The sequence below is a fragment of the Pantoea sp. Mb-10 genome, from assembly GCF_021272205.1.
Taxonomy (GTDB): Bacteria; Pseudomonadota; Gammaproteobacteria; order Enterobacterales; family Enterobacteriaceae; genus Pantoea.
This window is the reverse complement of the sequence record NZ_JAJSDX010000004.1, coordinates 511,500-531,740: the sequence shown is the minus strand read 5'-3', so window position 1 is coordinate 531,740 and position 20,241 is coordinate 511,500. Positions and strand designations below refer to the sequence as shown.

Annotated in this window: 18 protein-coding genes; 8 read left to right on the top strand and 10 right to left on the bottom strand. The window is 56.8% G+C overall.

Going from position 1 to position 20,241, the window contains the following annotated elements; genetic code table 11:
* Positions 1-178: 178 nt before the first annotated feature.
* From frr to rpsB, 4 genes are all read right to left on the bottom strand, one after another.
* Positions 179-736 carry a ribosome recycling factor gene (gene frr / locus LU196_RS11225; RefSeq protein ID WP_232759368.1) on the bottom strand — a complete coding sequence of 186 codons (558 nt, stop codon included), beginning with the start codon at positions 734-736 and terminating at the stop codon, positions 179-181.
* Positions 737-970: 234 nt separating this feature from the next.
* Complete coding sequence (pyrH, locus tag LU196_RS11220; RefSeq protein WP_232759367.1) at positions 971-1,696, bottom strand: UMP kinase; 726 nt, start codon at positions 1,694-1,696, stop codon at positions 971-973.
* A 155-nt stretch (positions 1,697-1,851) separates the two neighbouring features.
* Positions 1,852-2,703, bottom strand: coding sequence for a translation elongation factor Ts (gene tsf, locus LU196_RS11215; RefSeq protein ID WP_232759366.1), 852 nt, complete (start codon positions 2,701-2,703; stop codon positions 1,852-1,854).
* 180 nt (positions 2,704-2,883) lie between these two features.
* Positions 2,884-3,606 carry a 30S ribosomal protein S2 gene (rpsB, locus tag LU196_RS11210; protein ID WP_232759365.1) on the bottom strand — a complete coding sequence of 241 codons (723 nt, stop codon included), beginning with the start codon at positions 3,604-3,606 and terminating at the stop codon, positions 2,884-2,886.
* A gap of 315 nt (positions 3,607-3,921) precedes the next feature.
* On the opposite strand from rpsB, the gene map reads away from it, so the two are divergent.
* The 4 genes from map to LU196_RS11190 all read left to right on the top strand — a co-directional run bounded on the left by map (position 3,922) and on the right by LU196_RS11190 (position 9,038).
* A complete protein-coding gene (map, locus tag LU196_RS11205) occupies positions 3,922-4,713 on the top strand; it encodes a type I methionyl aminopeptidase (protein ID WP_232759364.1) in 792 nt (263 codons plus the stop codon).
* Between the two features lie 67 nt (positions 4,714-4,780).
* Positions 4,781-7,435, top strand: a complete 2,655-nt coding sequence (gene glnD, locus LU196_RS11200) for a bifunctional uridylyltransferase/uridylyl-removing protein GlnD (protein WP_232759363.1) — start codon at positions 4,781-4,783, stop codon at positions 7,433-7,435.
* Between the two features lie 96 nt (positions 7,436-7,531).
* Complete coding sequence (dapD, locus tag LU196_RS11195) at positions 7,532-8,356, top strand: 2,3,4,5-tetrahydropyridine-2,6-dicarboxylate N-succinyltransferase (protein WP_232759362.1); 825 nt, start codon at positions 7,532-7,534, stop codon at positions 8,354-8,356.
* A 289-nt stretch (positions 8,357-8,645) separates the two neighbouring features.
* Positions 8,646-9,038: a DUF3461 family protein gene (locus tag LU196_RS11190; RefSeq protein WP_232759361.1), complete on the top strand. Its 393-nt coding sequence runs from the start codon at positions 8,646-8,648 to the stop codon at positions 9,036-9,038.
* A 70-nt stretch (positions 9,039-9,108) separates the two neighbouring features.
* Here the strand turns inward: LU196_RS11190 and LU196_RS11185 are convergent, their stop codons facing one another.
* From LU196_RS11185 to dgt, 3 genes are all read right to left on the bottom strand, one after another.
* On the bottom strand, positions 9,109-10,266 hold the full coding sequence (locus LU196_RS11185) for a CdaR family transcriptional regulator (RefSeq protein ID WP_232759360.1): 1,158 nt from the start codon (positions 10,264-10,266) through the stop codon (positions 9,109-9,111).
* 187 nt (positions 10,267-10,453) lie between these two features.
* On the bottom strand, positions 10,454-11,872 hold the full coding sequence (degP, locus tag LU196_RS11180) for a serine endoprotease DegP (RefSeq protein WP_232759359.1): 1,419 nt from the start codon (positions 11,870-11,872) through the stop codon (positions 10,454-10,456).
* A gap of 133 nt (positions 11,873-12,005) precedes the next feature.
* The gene (gene dgt / locus LU196_RS11175; protein ID WP_232759358.1) at positions 12,006-13,499 is read right to left on the bottom strand and encodes a dGTPase; all 1,494 of its coding nucleotides are present in this window, start codon (positions 13,497-13,499) and stop codon (positions 12,006-12,008) included.
* Positions 13,500-13,597: 98 nt separating this feature from the next.
* Here dgt and mtnN point away from each other — a divergent pair, with 98 nt between their 5' ends.
* From mtnN to LU196_RS11160, 3 genes are all read left to right on the top strand, one after another.
* Positions 13,598-14,296 carry a 5'-methylthioadenosine/S-adenosylhomocysteine nucleosidase gene (gene mtnN, locus LU196_RS11170; RefSeq protein ID WP_232759357.1) on the top strand — a complete coding sequence of 233 codons (699 nt, stop codon included), beginning with the start codon at positions 13,598-13,600 and terminating at the stop codon, positions 14,294-14,296.
* Positions 14,289-15,083: a vitamin B12 ABC transporter substrate-binding protein BtuF gene (btuF, locus tag LU196_RS11165; protein WP_232759356.1), complete on the top strand. Its 795-nt coding sequence runs from the start codon at positions 14,289-14,291 to the stop codon at positions 15,081-15,083. The genes mtnN and btuF overlap by 8 nt, the downstream gene beginning before the upstream one ends.
* 118 nt (positions 15,084-15,201) lie before the next feature.
* Complete coding sequence (locus LU196_RS11160; protein ID WP_232759355.1) at positions 15,202-15,453, top strand: hypothetical protein; 252 nt, start codon at positions 15,202-15,204, stop codon at positions 15,451-15,453.
* 34 nt (positions 15,454-15,487) lie between these two features.
* Here LU196_RS11160 and erpA read toward each other — a convergent pair whose 3' ends face one another.
* Positions 15,488-15,835, bottom strand: a complete 348-nt coding sequence (gene erpA / locus LU196_RS11155) for an iron-sulfur cluster insertion protein ErpA (protein ID WP_232759354.1) — start codon at positions 15,833-15,835, stop codon at positions 15,488-15,490.
* Positions 15,836-16,055: 220 nt separating this feature from the next.
* Here erpA and hemL point away from each other — a divergent pair, with 220 nt between their 5' ends.
* Entirely contained in the window at positions 16,056-17,336 is a 1,281-nt protein-coding gene (gene hemL, locus LU196_RS11150; protein ID WP_232759353.1) for a glutamate-1-semialdehyde 2,1-aminomutase, read from the top strand.
* Positions 17,337-17,382: 46 nt separating this feature from the next.
* Here hemL and fhuB read toward each other — a convergent pair whose 3' ends face one another.
* Together fhuB and fhuD are read right to left on the bottom strand one after the other, a co-directional pair.
* The gene (gene fhuB, locus LU196_RS11145; RefSeq protein WP_232759405.1) at positions 17,383-19,362 is read right to left on the bottom strand and encodes a Fe(3+)-hydroxamate ABC transporter permease FhuB; all 1,980 of its coding nucleotides are present in this window, start codon (positions 19,360-19,362) and stop codon (positions 17,383-17,385) included.
* Positions 19,362-20,240, bottom strand: coding sequence for a Fe(3+)-hydroxamate ABC transporter substrate-binding protein FhuD (gene fhuD, locus LU196_RS11140; RefSeq protein ID WP_232759352.1), 879 nt, complete (start codon positions 20,238-20,240; stop codon positions 19,362-19,364). The genes fhuB and fhuD overlap by 1 nt, the downstream gene beginning before the upstream one ends.
* Between the last annotated feature and the right edge of the window lies 1 nt (position 20,241).

Below are 20,241 nucleotides of genomic sequence, written 5' to 3'. Positions count from 1 at the left end.
CATAGATGGCGCCCGCCATCGCAGCGGGCACAATGTAAAACGCCGCCAGAGTCGTGCAACGTCTCTGAACGGCGTTTTATACCTGATATCCCTTGCGCGCTACACGCCCGAGGCTGTTATCGCCCGCAAGCACGACGCGAATCTCGGCAGATATCAGATACAGCAGGCAGCGATGGAATTAAAACTCCATCAGCTCCTTCTCTTTCTCGGCCAGTGCCGCATCAACGTTTTTGATACGTGCATCGGTCATTTTCTGGATCTCTTCCTGCGAGCGACGTTCGTCGTCTTCGCTGATCTCTTTGTCTTTCAGCAGCGCTTTGATTTTATCGTTGGCGTCACGGCGCACATTGCGCACGGAAACACGGCCCTGCTCTGCTTCACCGCGTACGATCTTGATCAGATCTTTACGGCGCTCTTCGGTCAGCGCAGGCAGCGGAACGCGAATATCGCTGCCCGCCGAGCTCGGGTTTAACCCCAGATCGGAAGCCATGATCGCTTTCTCAACCGCTGGCCCCATGGAGCGGTCAAAGACGTTGATTTTAAGCGTACGAGAATCTTCCACCGTTACGCTGGCCAGCTGGCGCAGTGGCGTTGGCGTGCCGTAGTACTCCACCACAATGCCGTCGAGCAGCGAGGGAGAAGCGCGACCGGTACGCACTTTGCTGATGGTGTTTTTAAACGCTTCCACGCATTTGTCCATGCGCGTTTCAGCATCTTTTTTAATATCGTTAATCACGTTGAAACCCTTGGATTCGGTTTGACCTGGCCATTTCCGAGCGAGTCGGAAGCGGTATCGATAAACATCGATGATCCTGATACCCGCTACCGTTGACGTTGCAGAATATCTACAGGTGCGTGCGCTTGAATAGCGCCTTTGCCCACTTCTGCAACGACGAGGATGACGGATAAAATGCGCGGCAAATATGCATCACGCCCACAGAATATACCTTATTTTATCTTGCGTCGGGTATTAATGCGTAATCAGGGTACCTTCTTTTTCACCCATGACCACACGACGCAGTGCGCCAGGCTTGTTCATATTAAAGACGCGGATCGGCAATTGGTGATCGCGCGCCAGCGTAAAGGCAGCCAGATCCATCACCTTAAGCTCTTTATCCAGCACCTCGGCATAGCTGAGCTGGTCGTACAGCGTTGCGTCCGGGTTTTTCACCGGATCGGCAGAGAACACACCGTCGACTTTGGTGGCTTTCAGGACGACATCCGCTTCGATTTCAATACCACGCAGGCAAGCAGCCGAGTCGGTGGTGAAGAACGGATTGCCGGTACCCGCGGAGAAGATCACCACGCGATTGTTGCGCAGCAGGCTGATGGCTTCCGCCCAGCTGTAGTTATCGCATACGCCGTTCAGCGGAATGGCAGACATCAGACGCGCGTTGACGTAAGCACGGTGCAGTGCATCGCGCATGGCCAAGCCGTTCATCACCGTCGCCAACATGCCCATGTGATCGCCGACGACGCGGTTCATGCCCGCCTGTGCCAGGCCCGCGCCACGAAACAGGTTACCACCACCAATGACCACACCAACCTGGATGCCCAGCTCAACCAGCTCTTTCACCTCTTGTGCCATACGGTCAAGCACACTCGCGTCGATACCAAAACCTTCGGCGCCTTGCAGGGCCTCGCCACTCAGTTTTAGCAGGATACGTTGATATACAGGTTTTGCGTTGGTCGCCATGGTCAATTCTTCCTGGAAGATATGATGAATGAGAAGTTAGATGTGATTGATCATCCGCTTAGCGTCGTAAAAAAGCTATTGGGATGAGACTGAAAATGCGGTCTACGCGAAACGCAGACAAAAAAGAACCGCCTTTCGGCGGCTCTTACAAACCATTAAGACTTTTTAGACATGGCAGCAACTTCTGCTGCGAAGTCAGATTCCACTTTCTCAATGCCTTCACCCACTTCGAAGCGGATAAAGTTGATGACGTCAGCGCCTTTCTCTTTCAGCGCCTGGCCAACAGTTTTGCTTGGATCGATAACGAAAGCCTGGCCGGTCAGAGACACTTCGCCGGTGAATTTCTTCATGCGGCCTTCAACCATTTTCTCAGCGATCTCTTTTGGCTTGCCAGACTGCATCGCGATGTCCAGCTGAACCTGGTACTCTTTATCAACCACGTCCGCAGAAACGTCTTCTGGCTTCACGAACTCAGGCTTGCTTGCCGCAACGTGCATTGCGATCTGCTTGCTCAGCTCTTCGTCAGCACCGGTGGTAGAAACCACAACGCCGATACGCGCGCCGTGCTGATAGCTGTTCAGCTCTGCGCCTTCCAGGATAGCAACACGACGGATGTTGATGTTCTCACCGATTTTCGCAACCAGTGCAACGCGCTCTTCTTCGAACTGCGCTTTCAGAACTTCTACATCAGTGATTTTGCCTTTAACAGCCGCGTCCAGGGCTTTGTCAGCAAACGCCTGGAAACCGCCATCTTTAGCAACGAAGTCGGTCTGGCAGTTAACTTCCAGAATCACCGCGTAGCCGTCAGCGATTTTGGTTTTGATCACGCCATCAGCAGCAACGTTACCGGCTTTTTTAGCGGCTTTGATTGCGCCAGACTTACGCATGTTCTCAATTGCCAGCTCGATGTCGCCGTTCGCTTCGGTCAGCGCTTTTTTGCAATCCATCATGCCTGCGCCAGTACGCTCGCGCAGTTCTTTTACCAATGCAGCGGTAATTTCAGCCATTCAAGAATCCTCGATTCGTCTCCGGGTGTTCTCACACGCGCAGAAACTTGTTGCGGAAAAGGTATTCTGCCCCGCTCACCTCAGGGGAACGCGACAAAATGAGATAAAATAAAGGGGCCGTTTAGGCCCCTTAACAGATCACATCTGATGTCTAAGGGCGCTCAATGAGAGCAAGCCTTATTAACCTTCTAAGGCAGCTTCTTCAGCCTGCTCAGCCAGGTCCTGTGAACGGCCTTCGCGAACGGTGGTCGCAACAGCATTCAGGTACAGGCTTACAGCACGGATTGCATCGTCGTTACCTGGGATAACGAAGTCAACGCCGTCTGGATCAGAGTTGGTATCAACGATAGCAAATACTGGGATACCCAGGTTGTTTGCTTCTTTGATTGCGATGTGTTCGTGGTCAGCGTCAACAACGAACAGTGCATCCGGCAGACCGCCCATATCTTTGATACCGCCCAGGCTGTTTTCCAGCTTGGCCAGCTCACGCGCACGCATCAGCGCTTCTTTCTTGGTCAGTTTGTCGAAAGTACCGTCCTGAGACTGAGTTTCCAGATCTTTCAGGCGTTTGATTGACTGACGAACGGTTTTCCAGTTGGTCAGCATACCACCCAACCAGCGGTGGTTAACGAAGAACTGGTCGCAGCTCAGTGCTGACTCTTTTACCGCTTCGGCAGCCGCGCGCTTGGTACCTACAAACAGAATCTTGCCTTTACGGGAAGAGATCTTGTTCAGCTCAGCCAGGGCTTCGTTGAACATAGGTACGGTTTTCTCAAGGTTGATGATATGAACTTTGTTACGCGCACCGAAGATGAATGGCTTCATTTTCGGGTTCCAGTAACGGGTCTGGTGACCGAAGTGAACACCAGCCTTGAGCATGTCGCGCATGGAAACAGTTGCCATGATTACCTCTAAAAGTTTGATTGGGGTTGGGCCTCCATGCATCCCATACAACCGACCTTTTTCAAGGCACCCCGGCGTATGTGTCGATGCATGTGTGTTTTAGTACACATAGTGAGATTTTCACGCTTCCGGCCTGCCCGAAGGCTGACACAGAATCGTCGGCGCGCTTTATACCATACTGAGCAGTAATACGCCAACAGTAGTTGCGTGTTTAAGGCATGGGCAATCACGATTTGGCAGCCCTTTTGCTGACTGCTAACATGTCTGCCACAGAACTCATTATTGTCGAAAATATCGGCGATCGCGGAAATATTAATGGCTATTTCAATCAAAACCCCCGAAGAAATTGAGAAAATGCGCGTGGCGGGCCGCCTGGCGGCTGAAGTGCTGGAGATGATCGCGCCGCACGTGGTGCCCGGCGTGACCACTGGCGAACTTGACCGCCTCTGCCACGAACATATCACCCAGAAACAGCAGGCGGTTTCTGCCTGCCTCGGCTATCACGGTTTCCCAAAATCGGTATGCATCTCCATCAACGAAGTGGTGTGCCACGGCATCCCTAGCGACGATCGCGTGCTTAAAGATGGCGATATCGTCAACGTGGATGTCACGGTCATCAAAGATGCGTATCACGGTGATACCTCAAAGATGTTTATCGTCGGCAAGCCAACCATCTTGGGCGAGCGCCTGTGCCGCGTGACGCAAGAGAGTCTTTACATTGCGCTGCGTCTGGTGAAGCCGGGTATTCGCCTGCGTGAACTGGGCCGCGCGATTCAGAAATACGTTGAGGCGCAAGATTTCTCTGTGGTACGGGAATACTGCGGGCACGGCATTGGCAAGGGCTTCCATGAAGAACCGCAGGTGCTGCACTACGATGCGGACGACAGCGGCGTGGTGCTGCAGGCGGGCATGACGTTTACCGTTGAACCCATGGTCAATGCTGGCGATTACCGCATTCGTACCATGAAGGATGGCTGGACGGTGAAAACCAAAGATCGCAGCTTGTCCGCGCAGTACGAGCATACTATTGTGGTGACAGAAAACGGCTGTGAGATTTTGACGCTGCGTGAAGACGACACCATTCCAGCGGTGCTCAATAACGCGTAGGCGTTCTCGTTACAGTATCAGGCCGGCTCAATGCCGGCCTTTTTTATGGCGCAGACGAGGCATGTCGATGAGTGGTAGCGTGACCGAAGCAGTACACAAAGGCCTGACCGATTCCCCCGCCAGCTGGCCCGATGAAGCCCTGACGCGTGATAACCTCAAACAGTATCTGGAGCAATTTCAGCAGCACCTCGGCATGGCCTTTGACGCCGGCACCGATGTTGAATCCCTGATTGATACCCGCACGCTCTTTATTGATCGCCTGCTGCGTCGGCTCTGGCGCTTCTTTGGGTTTGATCAGATGAGCGACATTGCGCTGGTCGCCGTGGGCGGCTACGGGCGCGCGGAGCTGCATCCGCTTTCAGATATTGATGTCCTGATCCTCAGCCGCCAGCCGCTGGATGACGACGCCGCCCAGCGTACCAGCGCCCTGCTGACGCTGATGTGGGATCTTAAACTGGAAGTCGGCCACAGCGTCCGCACGCTGGAAGAGTGCCTGCTGGAAGGGTTATCCGATCTTACGGTCGCCACCAATCTGATCGAATCGCGCATGTTGACTGGCGACGTGGCGCTATTTTTAGAATTGCAGAAAAATATTTTTAGCGAGGGTTTCTGGCCCTCTTCGCGCTTTTTTGCCGCCAAAATTCAAGAGCAGCAGGATCGCCACCAGCGCTATCACGGCACCAGCTACAACCTCGAGCCTGACATAAAAAGCAGCCCCGGCGGCCTGCGCGATATCCACACGTTACAGTGGGTGGCGCGCCGCCATTTTGGCGCTACCACCATGGATGAAATGGTCGGTTTTGGCTTTATTACCGAAGCGGAACGCAACGAAATCAACGAGTGTCAGACCTTTCTATGGCGTATTCGCTTTGCGCTGCATCTCACGTTGCCGCGCTACGACAATCGTCTGCTGTTCGACCGCCAGCTGACCGTGGCTCAGCGCCTCAACTATGTTGGCGAGGGCAACGAGCCGGTTGAGCGCATGATGAAAGATTTTTACCGCGTAACGCGCCGCATCGGCGAACTCAATCAAATGCTGTTACAGCTGTTCGACGAAGCCATTCTGGCGCTCTCCACGACCGAAAAACCGCGCAGCATTGATGATGATTTTCAACTGCGTGGCAACCTGATCGATCTGCGCGATCCCAGCCTGTTTGAACGCGAGCCTCAGGCGATTCTGCGCATGTTTTATGTGATGGTGCGTAACGCGCATATTGCAGGCATTTACTCCACGACACTGCGTCAGCTGCGCCATGCACGCCGCCACCTCAAGCAGCCGCTCAGCCAGATCCCGGAAGCGCGGCAGATCTTCATGGCCATTTTGCGCCATCCGGGCGCGGTCAAGCGCGCCCTGCTGCCGATGCATCGCCATAGCGTGCTCTGGGCATACACGCCGCTGTGGGGCAACATTGTGGGCCAGATGCAATTTGACCTGTTTCACGCCTACACCGTGGATGAGCACACCATTCGCGTGCTGCAAAAACTGGAGAGTTTTGCCAGTGAAAGCACGCGGCCTATGCATCCGCTGTGCGTAGAGCTCTGGCCGCGTCTGCCCCAGCCAGAGCTGCTGCTGATGGCCGCGCTGCTGCACGATATCGCCAAAGGACGCGGCGGCGACCACTCTATTCTGGGCGCGCAAGATGCGCTGGATTTTGCCGAACTGCACGGTCTCAACTCACGCGAAACCCAGCTGGTAGCGTGGCTGGTGCGCCATCATCTGCTGATGTCGGTGACGGCTCAGCGCCGTGATATCCAGGATCCCACCGTGATTCAGCAATTTGCTGAAGTGATGCAAAACGAAAATCGCCTGCGCTACTTGGTGTGCCTGACGGTGGCGGACATCTGCGCCACCAACGAGAGCCTCTGGAACAGCTGGAAACAGAGCCTGCTGCGTGAGCTGTTCTTTGCCACCGAAAAACAGCTGCGGCGCGGCATGGAAAACAGCCCGGATCTGCGCGAGCGCGTCCGCCATCATCGCTTACAGGCGCTGGCGCTGCTGCGCATGGAAAATTTGGACGAAGCGCGGTTACACCACATCTGGAGCCGCTGCCGTGCGGACTATTTTTTACGCCACACGCCGAATCAGCTGGCCTGGCACGCCCGTCATCTTATTTACCACGATCTCACTCAACCGCTGGTGCTGGTGAGCCCACAGGCCACGCGCGGCGGGACTGAAATCTTTATCTGGAGCCCGGATCGCCCCTATCTGTTTGCCGCCGTGGCGGGAGAGCTCGATCGGCGTAATTTAAGCGTGCACGATGCGCAAATCTTTACCAGCCGCGACGGCATGGCAATGGACACCTTTATTGTACTGGAGCCCGACGGCAGCCCGCTGGCGGCCGATCGTCACGCGATGATCAAGCAGGCGCTGGAGCAAGCGATCGCCCAGACCGAGTGGGTGCCGCCACGCACCCGACGCCAATCCTCTCGCCTCAAGCACTTTAGCGTAGAGACTGAGGTGAAGTTTCTGCCCACGCATACCGATCGCCGCAGCTACCTTGAACTGGTGGCGCTGGATCAGCCAGGCTTGCTGGCGCGGGTGGGCGAAGTCTTCGCCGATCTCGGCGTATCGCTACACGGCGCGCGCATCAGCACCATCGGCGAACGCGTGGAGGATCTGTTCATTCTGGCCAATAGCGAACGTCGGGCACTTAATGCGCAAATGCGCAATGAATTACAGCAACGGTTGACACAGGCCCTTAATCCAAACGATAAAGTGTGACCCTGGTTCACCTGATTGCTGCCAATCAGGCGAACCGACCTTTCGAATTGTGTCTGGTTATCCCAGACGCCCTTATGACAGACTCAGGAATTAAATATGCAACAGTTACAGAGCGTTATCGAATCTGCCTTTGAGCGCCGCGCCGACATTACGCCCGCCAGCGTGGACAGCGCTACCCGTGAAGCTATCAACCAGGTCATCGGTCTGCTGGACAGCGGTGAGCTGCGCGTCGCTGAAAAAATCAACGGCGAATGGGTAACGCATCAGTGGCTGAAAAAAGCGGTACTGCTGTCTTTCCGCATCAACGACAATCAGGTCATTGACGGCGCAGAAACGCGCTTTTACGACAAAGTTCCGATGAAATTCGCCAGCTGGGATGAAGCGCGCTTTAAAAACGCAGGCTTCCGCGTGGTCCCGCCCGCTGCGGTGCGTCAAGGCGCGTTCATTGCCCGCAACACCGTCCTGATGCCTTCGTATGTCAACATCGGTGCCTATGTGGATGAAGGCTCGATGGTCGATACGTGGGCCACGGTAGGTTCTTGTGCGCAGATCGGTAAAAACGTGCATCTGTCGGGCGGCGTGGGCATTGGTGGCGTCCTGGAGCCGCTGCAGGCGAATCCAACGATCATCGAAGACAACTGCTTCATTGGTGCACGCTCTGAAATCGTTGAAGGCGTGATTGTTGAAGAAGGCTCCGTGATCTCGATGGGCGTATACATTGGCCAAAGCACCAAAATTTACGACCGTGAAACCGGTGAAGTGCACTACGGCCGCGTCCCGGCTGGTTCGGTCGTGGTTTCCGGCAACCTGCCTTCTAAAGACGGTAGCTACAGCCTCTACTGCGCGGTGATTGTGAAGAAAGTGGATGCGAAAACGCTGGCAAAAACCGGTATCAACGAACTGCTGCGCACCATCGACTGATCCCTTCCAGGGTAGACTTTCACGTCATGACGGGCCTGTATTCAGGCCCGTCATTTTTTGTTTACACTTTGACCACCCCTTGATGATTTGCGCCGCGAATTAACTGGTGCGTTTATTTTTCATCCAGGTCATAATCCGCGCCAGTTAAATCCGACCGCGCACTGTTCCCGGTTTTGCGTCTACAGTTGATAAAGTCTGCCGAAAGCGTTCAGGCCTTGGCATGCTGCTGCCGCCTGAATGAGGATCACCCTGCTGCGCGCTCACCACATCCTGGATGGAAATAAACGCTATGTACGATAATCTGAAAAGCTTAGGTATCAGTAATCCCGACGACATTGACCGCTACAGCCTGCGTCAGGAAGCCAGCAACGACATTCTTAAAATCTACTTCCGTAAAGATAAGGGCGAGTTTTTCGCAAAAAGCGTGAAATTCAAATACCCGCGTCAGCGCAAAACCGTCGTGGCCGATCACACCAGTCAGGGCTATAAAGAAGTGCAGGAGATCAGCCCAAACCTGCGCTATGTGATCGATGAACTCGATCAGATCTGTCAGCGTGACCAGGTTGAAGTGGATCTGAAGCGTAAGATCCTCGACGATCTGCGTCATCTGGAAAACGTCGTGTCGAACAAAATTGCTGAAATCGAATCCGATTTGGAGCAGCTGACCCGTAACGGGCGCTGATTTTTGGCACCGCCAGGCCAGCGCACGCTGGCCTTTTTTATGCCTCAAACGCCTGATCGGGCCGTCTTTTCTAGCTTTGTTCATCCAGCTGCAGCGCGATGTAGAGCAGCAAACGGTCATCAAAATTGCCCAATTTTAGCCCCGTCAGCTCAGCGATGCGGTTCAGGCGGTACTCCAGCGTATTACGATGAATAAACAGCGCGCGTGCGGTGGCGCTGGGCTGCACATTATGGCTGAACCATGCCACCAGCGTGCGGCGCAGCAGGCCGTTGCTGTCGTGCGCTTTAAGCTTCACCAGCGGACGGGCCAGCTCGTTGGCCTGCCAGCCGCCGCGCAGACTATCCAGCAGCACCGGCAGCACCAGATCCTGATAAAAATAACAGCGCTGCGATGGCATGCGCTGTTTCCCCACTGTCATTGTCGTGCGCGCAGTACGCCAGGAGCGCGCAATACTGCCCGGTCCGGTAAAAAAATTCCCTAACGCAATGCGCATGCGCACTTGTCCGCTCTCTTTCATGCGCTTCAGCAGCTGATCCACACGGCGGCGATGCTCATCCTGATCGTAACGACCGTGCGGGTTGAGCGCCGGTTTCAGCACCACCATTTCCGTCAGCGATACAATGGCGATCAAATTGTCGCGGTCCGGCGTCGTGAGCAGCGTTTGCAGCTGCTGCAGCTCGGCCATTGCGCTGTCAACGCCCAACTGCCCGCTGTCTACTTCAATTACCGCCGCCACGCGCGGTTCATTGAGATCGATACCAAGGCGCTGCGCCCACTCGTTCAGCGCGGGCGACACGGTTTCACTGCGGATCAGATTCAGCACCAGCTCCTCACGCAAACGGCTGTCTTGAGCCAGCAAATGCAGCAACCGCGCCTGCTCAAGCATCATTTCCGCCGCCATGCACACCAGTTCGCCATAGTGACGCAGCGATGCTGGCTGGCCGGTGAGCCCAATCACGCCGACAATTTCACCGTCAATGTGCAGCGGAAGATTGACGCCGGGCCGCACGCCGTGGAGGTGCTTGGCCACGGCTTCATCAATGTCCACTACCCTGCCCTGCGACAGCGCCAATAGCGCGCCTTCGTGCAATTCACCAATGCGCGTCCGGTCGCCGCTGCCAATAATGCGACCGCGCGCATCCATCACATTGACATTGCTATCAATAATTTGCATGGTGCGGGCGACAATGTCCTGCGCCAGCCGCGCATCAAGAGGATAGAGAGCCATCGACCCCTCGCGTAATAAAGCAAAACCAGCAGAATACGCAGCGAAAGCAACGCTGGCATTGTGCAACCGCCCATAGCGGGACAGTGATTACAGGAATTGCGGTGGAGGTCACACTCAGTGGCTTATCGCCGAGCAGCGGGCACAAAAAAAGCGGGCTGGCGCCCGCTTAGATAGCGTGATGCTGCGCTTACTGCATCAGCAGATAGAGGCTGCTGTCGCCGCGCTGAACGTTCAGTGCCAGCACAGACGGTTTAGTATCGAGGATTTTGCGCAGTTCTCCCAGATTTGCCACCGGCTGCTGGTTAACGCCGAGGATCACATCGCCTTTTTTCAGACCGATGCGCGCCGCCGCGCTGCCTGGCTTCACGCTGTCAACGCGCACGCCTTTTGGCGCATTGCTGAGATCGGCGCCTTCAATGCCGTTGTAAATCGTGGCGGACTGCACCTTATCCTGCGTGCTCTGTTGCAATTCGACCGTGACATTTACCGGTTTACCGTCACGCAGCAGGCCCAGCTGGAGTTTGGTACCCACCGGCAGCGAGCCCACTTCAGCACGCAGCGCCGCGAAGCTGGTCAGCGGTTTGCCGTTCATGGATACCACCACGTCACCGGCTTTCACCCCGGCTTTTGCCGCGGCGGAGTTGGGCAGCACCTGGCTTACGAAGCCGCCGCGCTGGGCATCAACCTTCATGGCTTTCGCCAGCTCAGAGTTGAGCTCTGTGCCGACGATCCCCAGCTCACCGCGTTTAACCTGACCGTACTCAATCATCTGCGCGGTCAGGTTTTTCACCATCGCGCTGGGGATAGCGAAACCGATACCGATGTTGCCGCCATCTGGCGCCAGAATGGCCGTATTGATCCCGATCAGCTCGCCGTTGAGATTCACCAGCGCACCGCCCGAGTTACCGCGGTTAATGGCCGCATCGGTCTGGATAAAGTTTTCGTAGTTTTCGACATTCAGGCCGCTGCGCCCCAGGGCCGACACGATGCCGGAGGTCACGGTTTCGCCCAGTCCATAAGGGTTACCGATAGCCACGGTGTAATCCCCAACGCGCAGGTTGTCAGAGTCCGCCATCTTAATCGCGGTGAGGTTTTTCGCGTCTTTGAGCTGAATCAGGGCGATATCCGACTGCGGATCTTTGCCGATCACTTTGGCATCATAGCGACGACCGTCGCTGAGCTGGACCTGAATTTTAGTGGCGTTATCAACCACATGGTTGTTGGTGACCACATAGCCTTTGTCAGCGTCAATGATGACGCCCGATCCCAGCGCGCGAAATGCCTGTTTTTGTGCATCTGCGCCGCCGTTAGGGTCGCCGCCGCCCTGGCAAAGCGGCGAGGCCTGGAAGGGCGAACCATCCTGACAGAACGGCGAATCGTCGCCGAAAAATTGCTGGAACTGCTGCGGCATACGCGGCGTTTTAACGGTGGTGCTGCCTTCTACGCTAATACTGACAACAGAAGGCATCACTTTTTCCAGCATGGGCGCGAGGCTCGGCAGCTGTTGGCTTGAGGAAGACGCGGTTTCTGCCGCGAATACGCTAACCGGACTCATCGCCATGCCAAGACTGAGCGCAAGCGCCAAGGCTAATGTGTTCTTTTTCATTGTTGTATCTCTCTGAAATTAACGTCCAGACCGTTGCTGTGGTCGTGATATGAGATGTATTTTTTAGCGCGAAGTTCCTGAATAAGTGTTGGCTAAAGGTAAAAAATTATTCTCCATCTTTACAAATGAAAGTTTATTCTACCGCCATTAAACGCCGATATTCATCCCATGCGTAATTATCCGTCATTCCACTAATATAATCCTGAATCAATCTTGAACGATAATAGCGTTCCCACAGAAGCCGCTGATATTTATGCTCCACAATACGTGCACGCATCTGCTGCTGATACGCCTTGCGGTGCTTTCCGGAAAGCTTATGAAAAAGCCGGGTTTCAATGGGATGGCCGGGCAAAAAATCATCGTTCATCAAGGTGGTAAACTGCTCATAGTCGAGCTGCATCAGCGAATGATAGATTTCCAATAATCCTTTAATGACCCGATAACCCTGTAATTCCAGCTGTTCAACCTCAGGGTGGTTAAATACCCGCTGGCGCGCCACGGTTTTAAACAGGGATAATAAACGCCCTTCCTCGCCATCATCCTCAAGCAACGCGTGATTAAAGTTACCTTCAAAGATAGCCGGCAGGTTATCCACAAATCGACGCACTGCATGTCCTACTAATACGCTTTGAACGTTCACCCGCAGCGACATGAAAAATTGATCGCTGAGGCTGCGGCGTTTTTTCTGATTCGCCTCTTTCCATGCCTCGCCGATGGTGCGGCTAAATGCATCACCATTATTCACCGGCCCCCAAATCGCGAGCATGTATTTATAAAGTGCTTCGACATCAAAGATATCTTTTTCTACCGCGTCGTCGAGGTCGGCGATGCAGTACGAGATATCGTCTGCCGCCTCCATAATCCAGGTCAACGGAAATCGGTGATGCTCTTTAATATTGGTCGCTGCACGCAGCTCGGCGACATATTCACGCTCCGATAAATAAAACCCCGGTTTTTTCATGAGTACGCTGAACGCGTCGGGCTTATTTCCCTGCCACCAGGCGGGAGCGGTATATTTCAAAATACAGGCGACTTGGGCATAACTTAAATTCAGCTGCAGCAGCGTGTGTACCAGTCGAATCGCCTGTGCGTTACCTTCAAAATGGCACAAATCCTGACGAATCATTGCATTCAGCTGGTCAAAATCAGCCCGCTGCGCGTCATTCGCCACGCCCGCCACCAGCGGATCCACCAGCTCGGCTGGCAGGTTAGCGTCGAACCAGTCATTGATGGCCGCTTCACCGAAGTGACCAAACGGCGGATTGCCGACGTCATGCAGCAGGCAGGCCATTTCCACCAGGCTTTCAAAGGCACCTTCGTAATCATCCAGCCCGTAACCTGCCAGGCCACCCTCCTGCATTTTCAGGGTATGCAGAATCTCTTTGGTGATATAACGCCCGGTTTGCTGTACCTCCAGCGAGTGCGTCAGGCGCGAGCGCACTGCCGCATTGCGCTCCAGCGGAAAGACCTGCGTTTTTTGCTGTAACCGACGAATTGCCGCGGAGTTAATAATACGCCCACGGTCACTCTCAAAATGGCGGGTAATAAGGTATTCACCTTCAGGAGCTTTGCGACTGGTATAAGGACGGGTGAAGCTGATCTTCTTCCTGAAATTGATCGTCGCCATCATAACCTCGTATTTTTAGGTGAATTGTTCCCTTGTCAGCCATGATAGACTATGCCTCACTTTTACGGTTTACATCCATAACTACAGCGAGATTCTTTATGAAAGCAGGCATTATTGGCGCGATGGAGCAGGAAGTCACACTGCTGCGTGACAAAATTGAAAACCGCCAGACGCTGAGCCTGGCCGGCTGCGAAATTTACACCGGCACGTTGAATGGCGTTGAGGTGGCTCTGCTGAAATCAGGCATCGGTAAGACGGCGGCGGCGCTGGGTACCACGCTGCTGCTGCAGTTGTGCAAGCCGGATGTGGTGATCAATACCGGCTCGGCGGGCGGTCTGGCCTCGACCTTGAAGGTGGGCGATATCGTGGTCTCTGACGAAGTGCGCTATCACGATGCCGATGTGACTGCATTTGGCTATGCGCCTGGTCAGATGGCAGGCTGTCCAGCGGCTTTTACTGCTGACGTTAAGCTGATTGAGGCCACTGAGCAGGTGATACAGCAGTTGAATCTGAATGCCGTGCGCGGCTTGGTCGTGAGCGGCGATGCCTTTATCAATGGCGGTGACGCGCTGGCGCGCATCCGCACCACCTTCCCGCAGGCCGTTGCCGTAGAGATGGAAGCCACAGCAATCGGTCATGTGTGCCACCAATTTGCCGTGCCGTTTGTGGTGGTGCGCGCCATTTCTGACGTCGCCGATCAGGCTTCCCACCTCAGCTTCGACGAATTCCTTAGCGTCGCAGCGACCCAATCTTCGCTGATGGTTGAAAACCTGCTGACGCAGCTGGCGCGTGGTTAAATACCTGCTGTTCGGGCTATTGCTGATTGGCAGTAGCCTGCTGGCTGCTCCCCCGCGCGTCATTACGCTTGCCCCGCATCTCACAGAGCTGGCTTTTGCCGCGGGCATTACGCCCGTGGCGGTCAGCGCCTGGTCAGATTACCCTGCGCAAGCCGCCTCCCTTGAGCAGGTGGCGAACTGGCAGGGAATCAAAGTCGAACGCATTATTCAACTTAAGCCGGATGTGGTGCTGGCATGGCGCGGAGGAAATCCACAGCGTCAGATAGACCAGCTGCGCCAGCTGGGACTGAATATCGTGTGGATCGATCCGCAAAACCTGGAGGCGATGATTGACGCGCTAGCCAGCCTACAGCGCTGGAGCCCACAGCCACAGAAAGCCGCCGCTGCAGCACAGGCATTACGCACACAGTTGGCGGCCCTGCGTCAGTACCCTCGGCCGCGTATACCCGTTCCGCTGTTTCTGCAATTTGGTCAGCAGCCGCTGTTTACTGCCGCGCGAAATACCCTGCAAAACGAGGTGATCGCGCTGTGCGGGGGGCGAAATATTTTTGCCGACAGCCCGGTAAGCTGGCCGCAAGTTAGCCGAGAGCAGGTGCTGGCACGGCATCCCCACGCGATTGTCACAGTCGGTGACGCACAAAAAGCCGCTAACGTCGCCGATTTCTGGCGGCCTCAGCTCAACGTGCCCGTCATCGCCATTGATGAGAACGAGTTCAGCCGGCCCGGCCCGCGCATGCTGCTGGCCGCCAAACAGCTGTGTGCTCAACTCCACGCGCAAGAAAAATAAACGGCCCTAAGGCTAAAGATTCCGCCCCTCGCGCCGAGGTATGTATAACAAGGTACCGCGCCACGTAAGCACGGTGCCCATCTCGCGCTATGCGCCTTTAAAACACCAGGACTACACCATGACCAGACTGCTTCTGCTGGCCATCGGGCTGGCGATCGCTGCGCCATCGGGCGCGAGCACCTCAACCGGCTCTATTGCCGCAACATTAACGCTATTTTATCGCTGTGACATTTCGCGCTTAAGCGACCGTACTCTGCCTTCTGTAGCCTGCGGTGGACAGGTTAACGCCCAGCCGCGCATGACGCAAAGCGCGCTTAAACGCGATGCGAAAAAGCGTGAAACTTCACGATTAGTGACACTGGAGTGGTAAGCGCTGACCGCCTGAACGGCGGTCAGATTATCAATTAGATGCTGAACGAAGAGCCGCAGCCGCAGGTGGTTTTTGCATTGGGATTGGTCACGATAAAACGTGAGCCTTCCAGACCTTCGGTGTAATCCACCGAGCCGCCGACCAAATATTGCAGGCTCATGGGATCCACCACCAGCGAGACGCCCTGTTTTTCGATGGTCATGTCGCCGTCGTTCAGCTGATCGTCAAAAGTAAAACCATACTGGAAGCCGCTGCATCCACCGCCGGTAATGTATACGCGTAATTTCAGCGCCGGGTTCTCTTCATCGGCAATCAGGTTTTTCACTTTTTTTGCTGCTGCATCAGTAAATTGCAAAGGCAGCGCTGCTACGTCGTCACTCATCTTATACTCCGGGTAAACGTCCAGGTCAGAAAACGACCTCAATTCCGCTATTATCTGCCAGCCCCTCGGTGCAATCAAGTGCCGCGCTTGGCACTGTGTGCCGCGTGGGGTGCGCTAAAGTATAGCGTGGCAACAGGCTTTCGCCCCCGTTCGCCTTTTATCGCAGCCCGTTCTTCCCGTAGAATGGCGCCAGATTTTTTAGAACAGCAGGAGCCGATCCATGAGTAAGTCAGAAAACCTGTACGCCAGCGCGCAGCGCCGCATTCCCGGCGGCGTCAATTCACCGGTACGCGCCTTTACCGGTGTCGGCGGCGTGCCGCTGTTCATCGAACGCGCCGATGGGGCGTATCTGTACGATGCCGATGGCAAAGCCTACATTGACTACGTGGGTTCCTGGGGGCCGATGGTGCTGGGGCACAATAACGCGACCATTCGCAACGCGGTGATTGATGCCGCCGCGCAGGGGCTAAGCTTCGGCGCCCCCACCGAAATGGAAGTGAAAATGGCCGAGCTGGTGTGCGAGCTGGTGCCCAGCATGGACATGGTGCGCATGGTGAACTCTGGCACCGAAGCCACCATGAGCGCCATTCGCCTGGCGCGCGGTTTCACCCATCGCGACAAAATCATCAAGTTTGAAGGATGCTATCACGGCCACGCCGATTGCCTGTTGGTGAAAGCAGGCTCCGGCGCACTGACGCTGGGTCAGCCGAACTCTCCCGGTGTGCCCGCGGATTTTGCCAAACACACCCTGACCTGCACCTTTAACGATCTGGCGTCAGTACGCGCGGCGTTTGAGCAATATCCCGACGATATTGCCTGCATCATCGTAGAGCCGGTCGCGGGCAATATGAACTGCATTCCGCCGCAGCCTGATTTCCTGCCCGGCTTGCGAGCCCTGTGCGATGAGTTTGGTGCCCTGTTGATCATCGACGAAGTGATGACCGGCTTCCGCGTCGCGCTCGGTGGCGCGCAGGCACACTATGGCGTGACGCCCGATCTGACCTGCCTTGGCAAAATCATCGGCGGCGGCATGCCGGTGGGCGCCTTCGGCGGCCGTCGTGACGTGATGGAAGCACTGGCGCCGACCGGCCCGGTATACCAGGCGGGAACGCTTTCCGGCAACCCAATCGCCATGGCTGCGGGCTTTGCCTGCCTGACGCAGATTGCCCAGCCGGGGACACACGCCACCCTGACGGCACGCACCACACAGTTGGCAGAGGGATTACTGGCCGCAGCCAAAGCGGAAAACATTCCGCTGGTGGTGAACCACGTCGGCGGCATGTTTGGCGTGTTCTTTACCGATGCGGAGCAGGTGACCTGCTATGCCGACGTTACCCGCTGCGACGTCGAGCGCTTTAAGCGTTTCTTCCATTTGATGCTGGCGGAGGGGGTTTATCTGGCGCCGTCAGCGTTTGAAGCAGGCTTTATGTCATTGGCGCACACCGAAGAGGACATCGCGCGTACCGTTGAGGCGGCACGTCGCTGTTTCGCACAGCTGTAAGCTGTCGTTTTACCGGTGTTAGTGGGCGCTCGAGAGAGCGCCCTTTTTATTGGCTGCGACGCAGCAGCCAGATAAAGTACGGCGCGCCCAAAAACGTCGCCATCAACCCCGCCGGCACCTGATCGGGGAACGCCAGCATTCTGCCGCACCAATCCGCCACGATCATTAGTCCACTTCCGAGCAGCCCTGCCATAACCAACTGGGGCAGCGCACGGCGGAAGCCGAGCATACGCGCAATATGCGGCGCCATGAGGCCGATGAAGCTCAGCGGCCCGATGGTTAACGTGGCGGTAGCGGTCAACGCGGCCGCCAACAACAGCAGGCAAAGGCGGGATGACGTCAGCGCCATGCCCGCCGATCGCGCCGTGGCGCTGCCCAGCGGTAGCAGAGTAAGCCAGCGGCTGGCTAACGGTGCCAGCGCCACCAGCACGGCGCCCACGCCCGCGCTCTGCAGCGCCTGAGGCCAGGAGAGGTTGTAGGTGGAGCCGGAAATCCAGCTCAGCAGCCCGGCCATGCGCGGATCGCCGCTGGCAAGCAGCACCATCAGCAAGGTCACAAAGGCACTGTTGAGCGCCATGCCCGCCAGCAGCATGCGCGCCGGTGAAAAGCCGCCGCGACTCGCCACCAGCAGGATAATCGCCAGGGTGAGCGCCGCGCCCAGCGCGCCCGCCGGCAGCAGCCAGGCCACGGCGTCGCCCGGTACAAAAAACAGCATCATCACCACGCCGCACGCCGCGCCCGAACTCACGCCCAACACTTCCGGGCTGGCCATGGGATTCCCGGTGAGACGCTGGATCAACGCCCCTGCCACGCCCAGCATCATGCCGACGGTAAGCGCCCCCAGCACGCGCGGTGCACGCCACGGCAGTAAGCGATCGCGCATGTCGCCGCTCGCCCACGTCCAGCTGTGCGCATCGTGCCCCATGCTCAGCGCCGCCAGGCTGAGTATCGCCACCAGCGCCACGCCGCACAGCCCCCATCGCCATACCGCCTGACGCTCCGCAGGCACCCGATCGCCGATGTTCATTGCTGGCGGCACTGAGCCATTGCGCAGTCGCGGCAGTAACCACAGCAGCACCGGTACGCCAATCAGCGCCGTTGCGGTGCCGGTTGAAATTTCGCGCCAGTGTCGAGTCAGCCACCACACGCTCTGATCCGCCAGCCACAGCAGCAGTGCGCCAATCAGCGGCGCCAGCAGCATCCGGCTCAGCAGACGACGTCCGCCGAGCAGCCTCGCCAGCAGCGGCGCAAACAGGCCGATAAAGCCAATGATGCCCGCCACGTTGACCAACTGGGCGCTGAGCAGAATAGCCAGCGCCAGCGCCGCCACCCGCGCCAGCGACAGGGAGAGTCCGAGGTTTTTCGCCACGCTGTCATCCAGCCCCATCAGCGTCAGCGGGCGCAACAGCGCCAGCGCCAGCGCGCACGCCACCAGCAAACGCGGCCAGAGCTGCGCAACGTTGCGCCAGTCCAGCTGGTTCAGCGATCCGGTGCCCCATAAAAACAGGTTTTGCAGCTGATCGTGGTTAAAAATGGCAAAAATTTGGTTCACCGCGCCGGTGTAGAGGCTCAGCACCAGGCCCGCGAGGATCAGCGTGACCGGTGACAGCCGTTTTCCCCAGGCGACGCCAAACACCAGCAGCCCCACCAGCACTGCGCCAGCGAGCGCCGCGAACTGTTCCGTCAGCGCCCCGCCGGGCAGCTGCCACAGGGTCGCGACGGTAATGCCCAACTGCGCGCCCGACGACACGCCCAGCGTGGTGGGCTCAGCTAACGGGTTACGCAGCACCTGCTGAAACAGCAGTCCCGCCAGGCCCAGCCCGGCCCCCACCAGCAGTGCCAGCACCAGCCGTGAAAGCTGGCTGGCGTGAAACACCATCTGCTGGATATTGGTCAGGTCAGGCGCGCGCGCGGCCTGAAGCCACTGGCCGATGGGAAGCGTTTGTGACAGGTTCAAGACGGTTAATGCCAGGGCCAGCGCAAACATGGCGCTTAACAGAACAACGGGAAAAAGGCGCTGACGCATCATGATGACTCCAGCGCGTCGGTTAATACGCGGACAAATTTCAGTGTTGAATAAGTGGCGCCGTAATACCACACCGCCGGCACGCGCTGAAAGCGTCCGGCGCGCACGAACGGCAGTGCCTGCCACAGCGCGGTGGCCTGCACCTGCTGCATGTCGCGTGCATTGTCGTGATCAAAGCAGATCACCTGCACATCCCCCACGTCAGCCAGCCGCTCCAGTCCCACCACGGCGCTGCCCCAAAAATTGGTTTCACCCTGCCAGGCATTGCGTAGGCCAAGCGTTTGCATGACTTCAAGAAACAGGCTGTTGGCCCCAAAGGTGATGGCGTGACGGCTATCCAGCAGCGACATCAGCAGCAGCGGACGCGATGCAAACGGCTTCAGGCGCTCGCGGGCCGCCGCCAGCTGCGCATCCATTTCATATAAGTGCTGCTGCGCCTGTGCCTCCCGACCAAGACGCGCGCCGAGCGCTTGCAGCGACTTGCGCGCGGTCGTCAGGGGTTTGCCGTCGCCGCTGTTGAGATCAAACCCCATTGACGGGGCGATGCGATCGAGCTTGTCCAGCGACGGTCCATAGCCATTGGAGTGCAGAATCAACGAGGGGTGTAATTGCGTCATCAATTCCAGATTGGGCTCGGTACGCAGACCGAGATCCACCGTGCTGGCTGGCAGCACCGGATCGCCCACCCAAATGCGGTAGTTGCGCGTGTCCGCCACGCCGAGCGGTGCCACGCCCAGCGCCATGAGCAGCTCCACCGGTAGCCACTCCATGGCAAGAATGCGCGTGGGATCGGGCACGACAGCACGCAGCGGCGCGACCTGCATCAACGGTGTCAGCGCCAGGGCGGTAAGTAAACGACGGCGAGAAAGGGTCAGCATC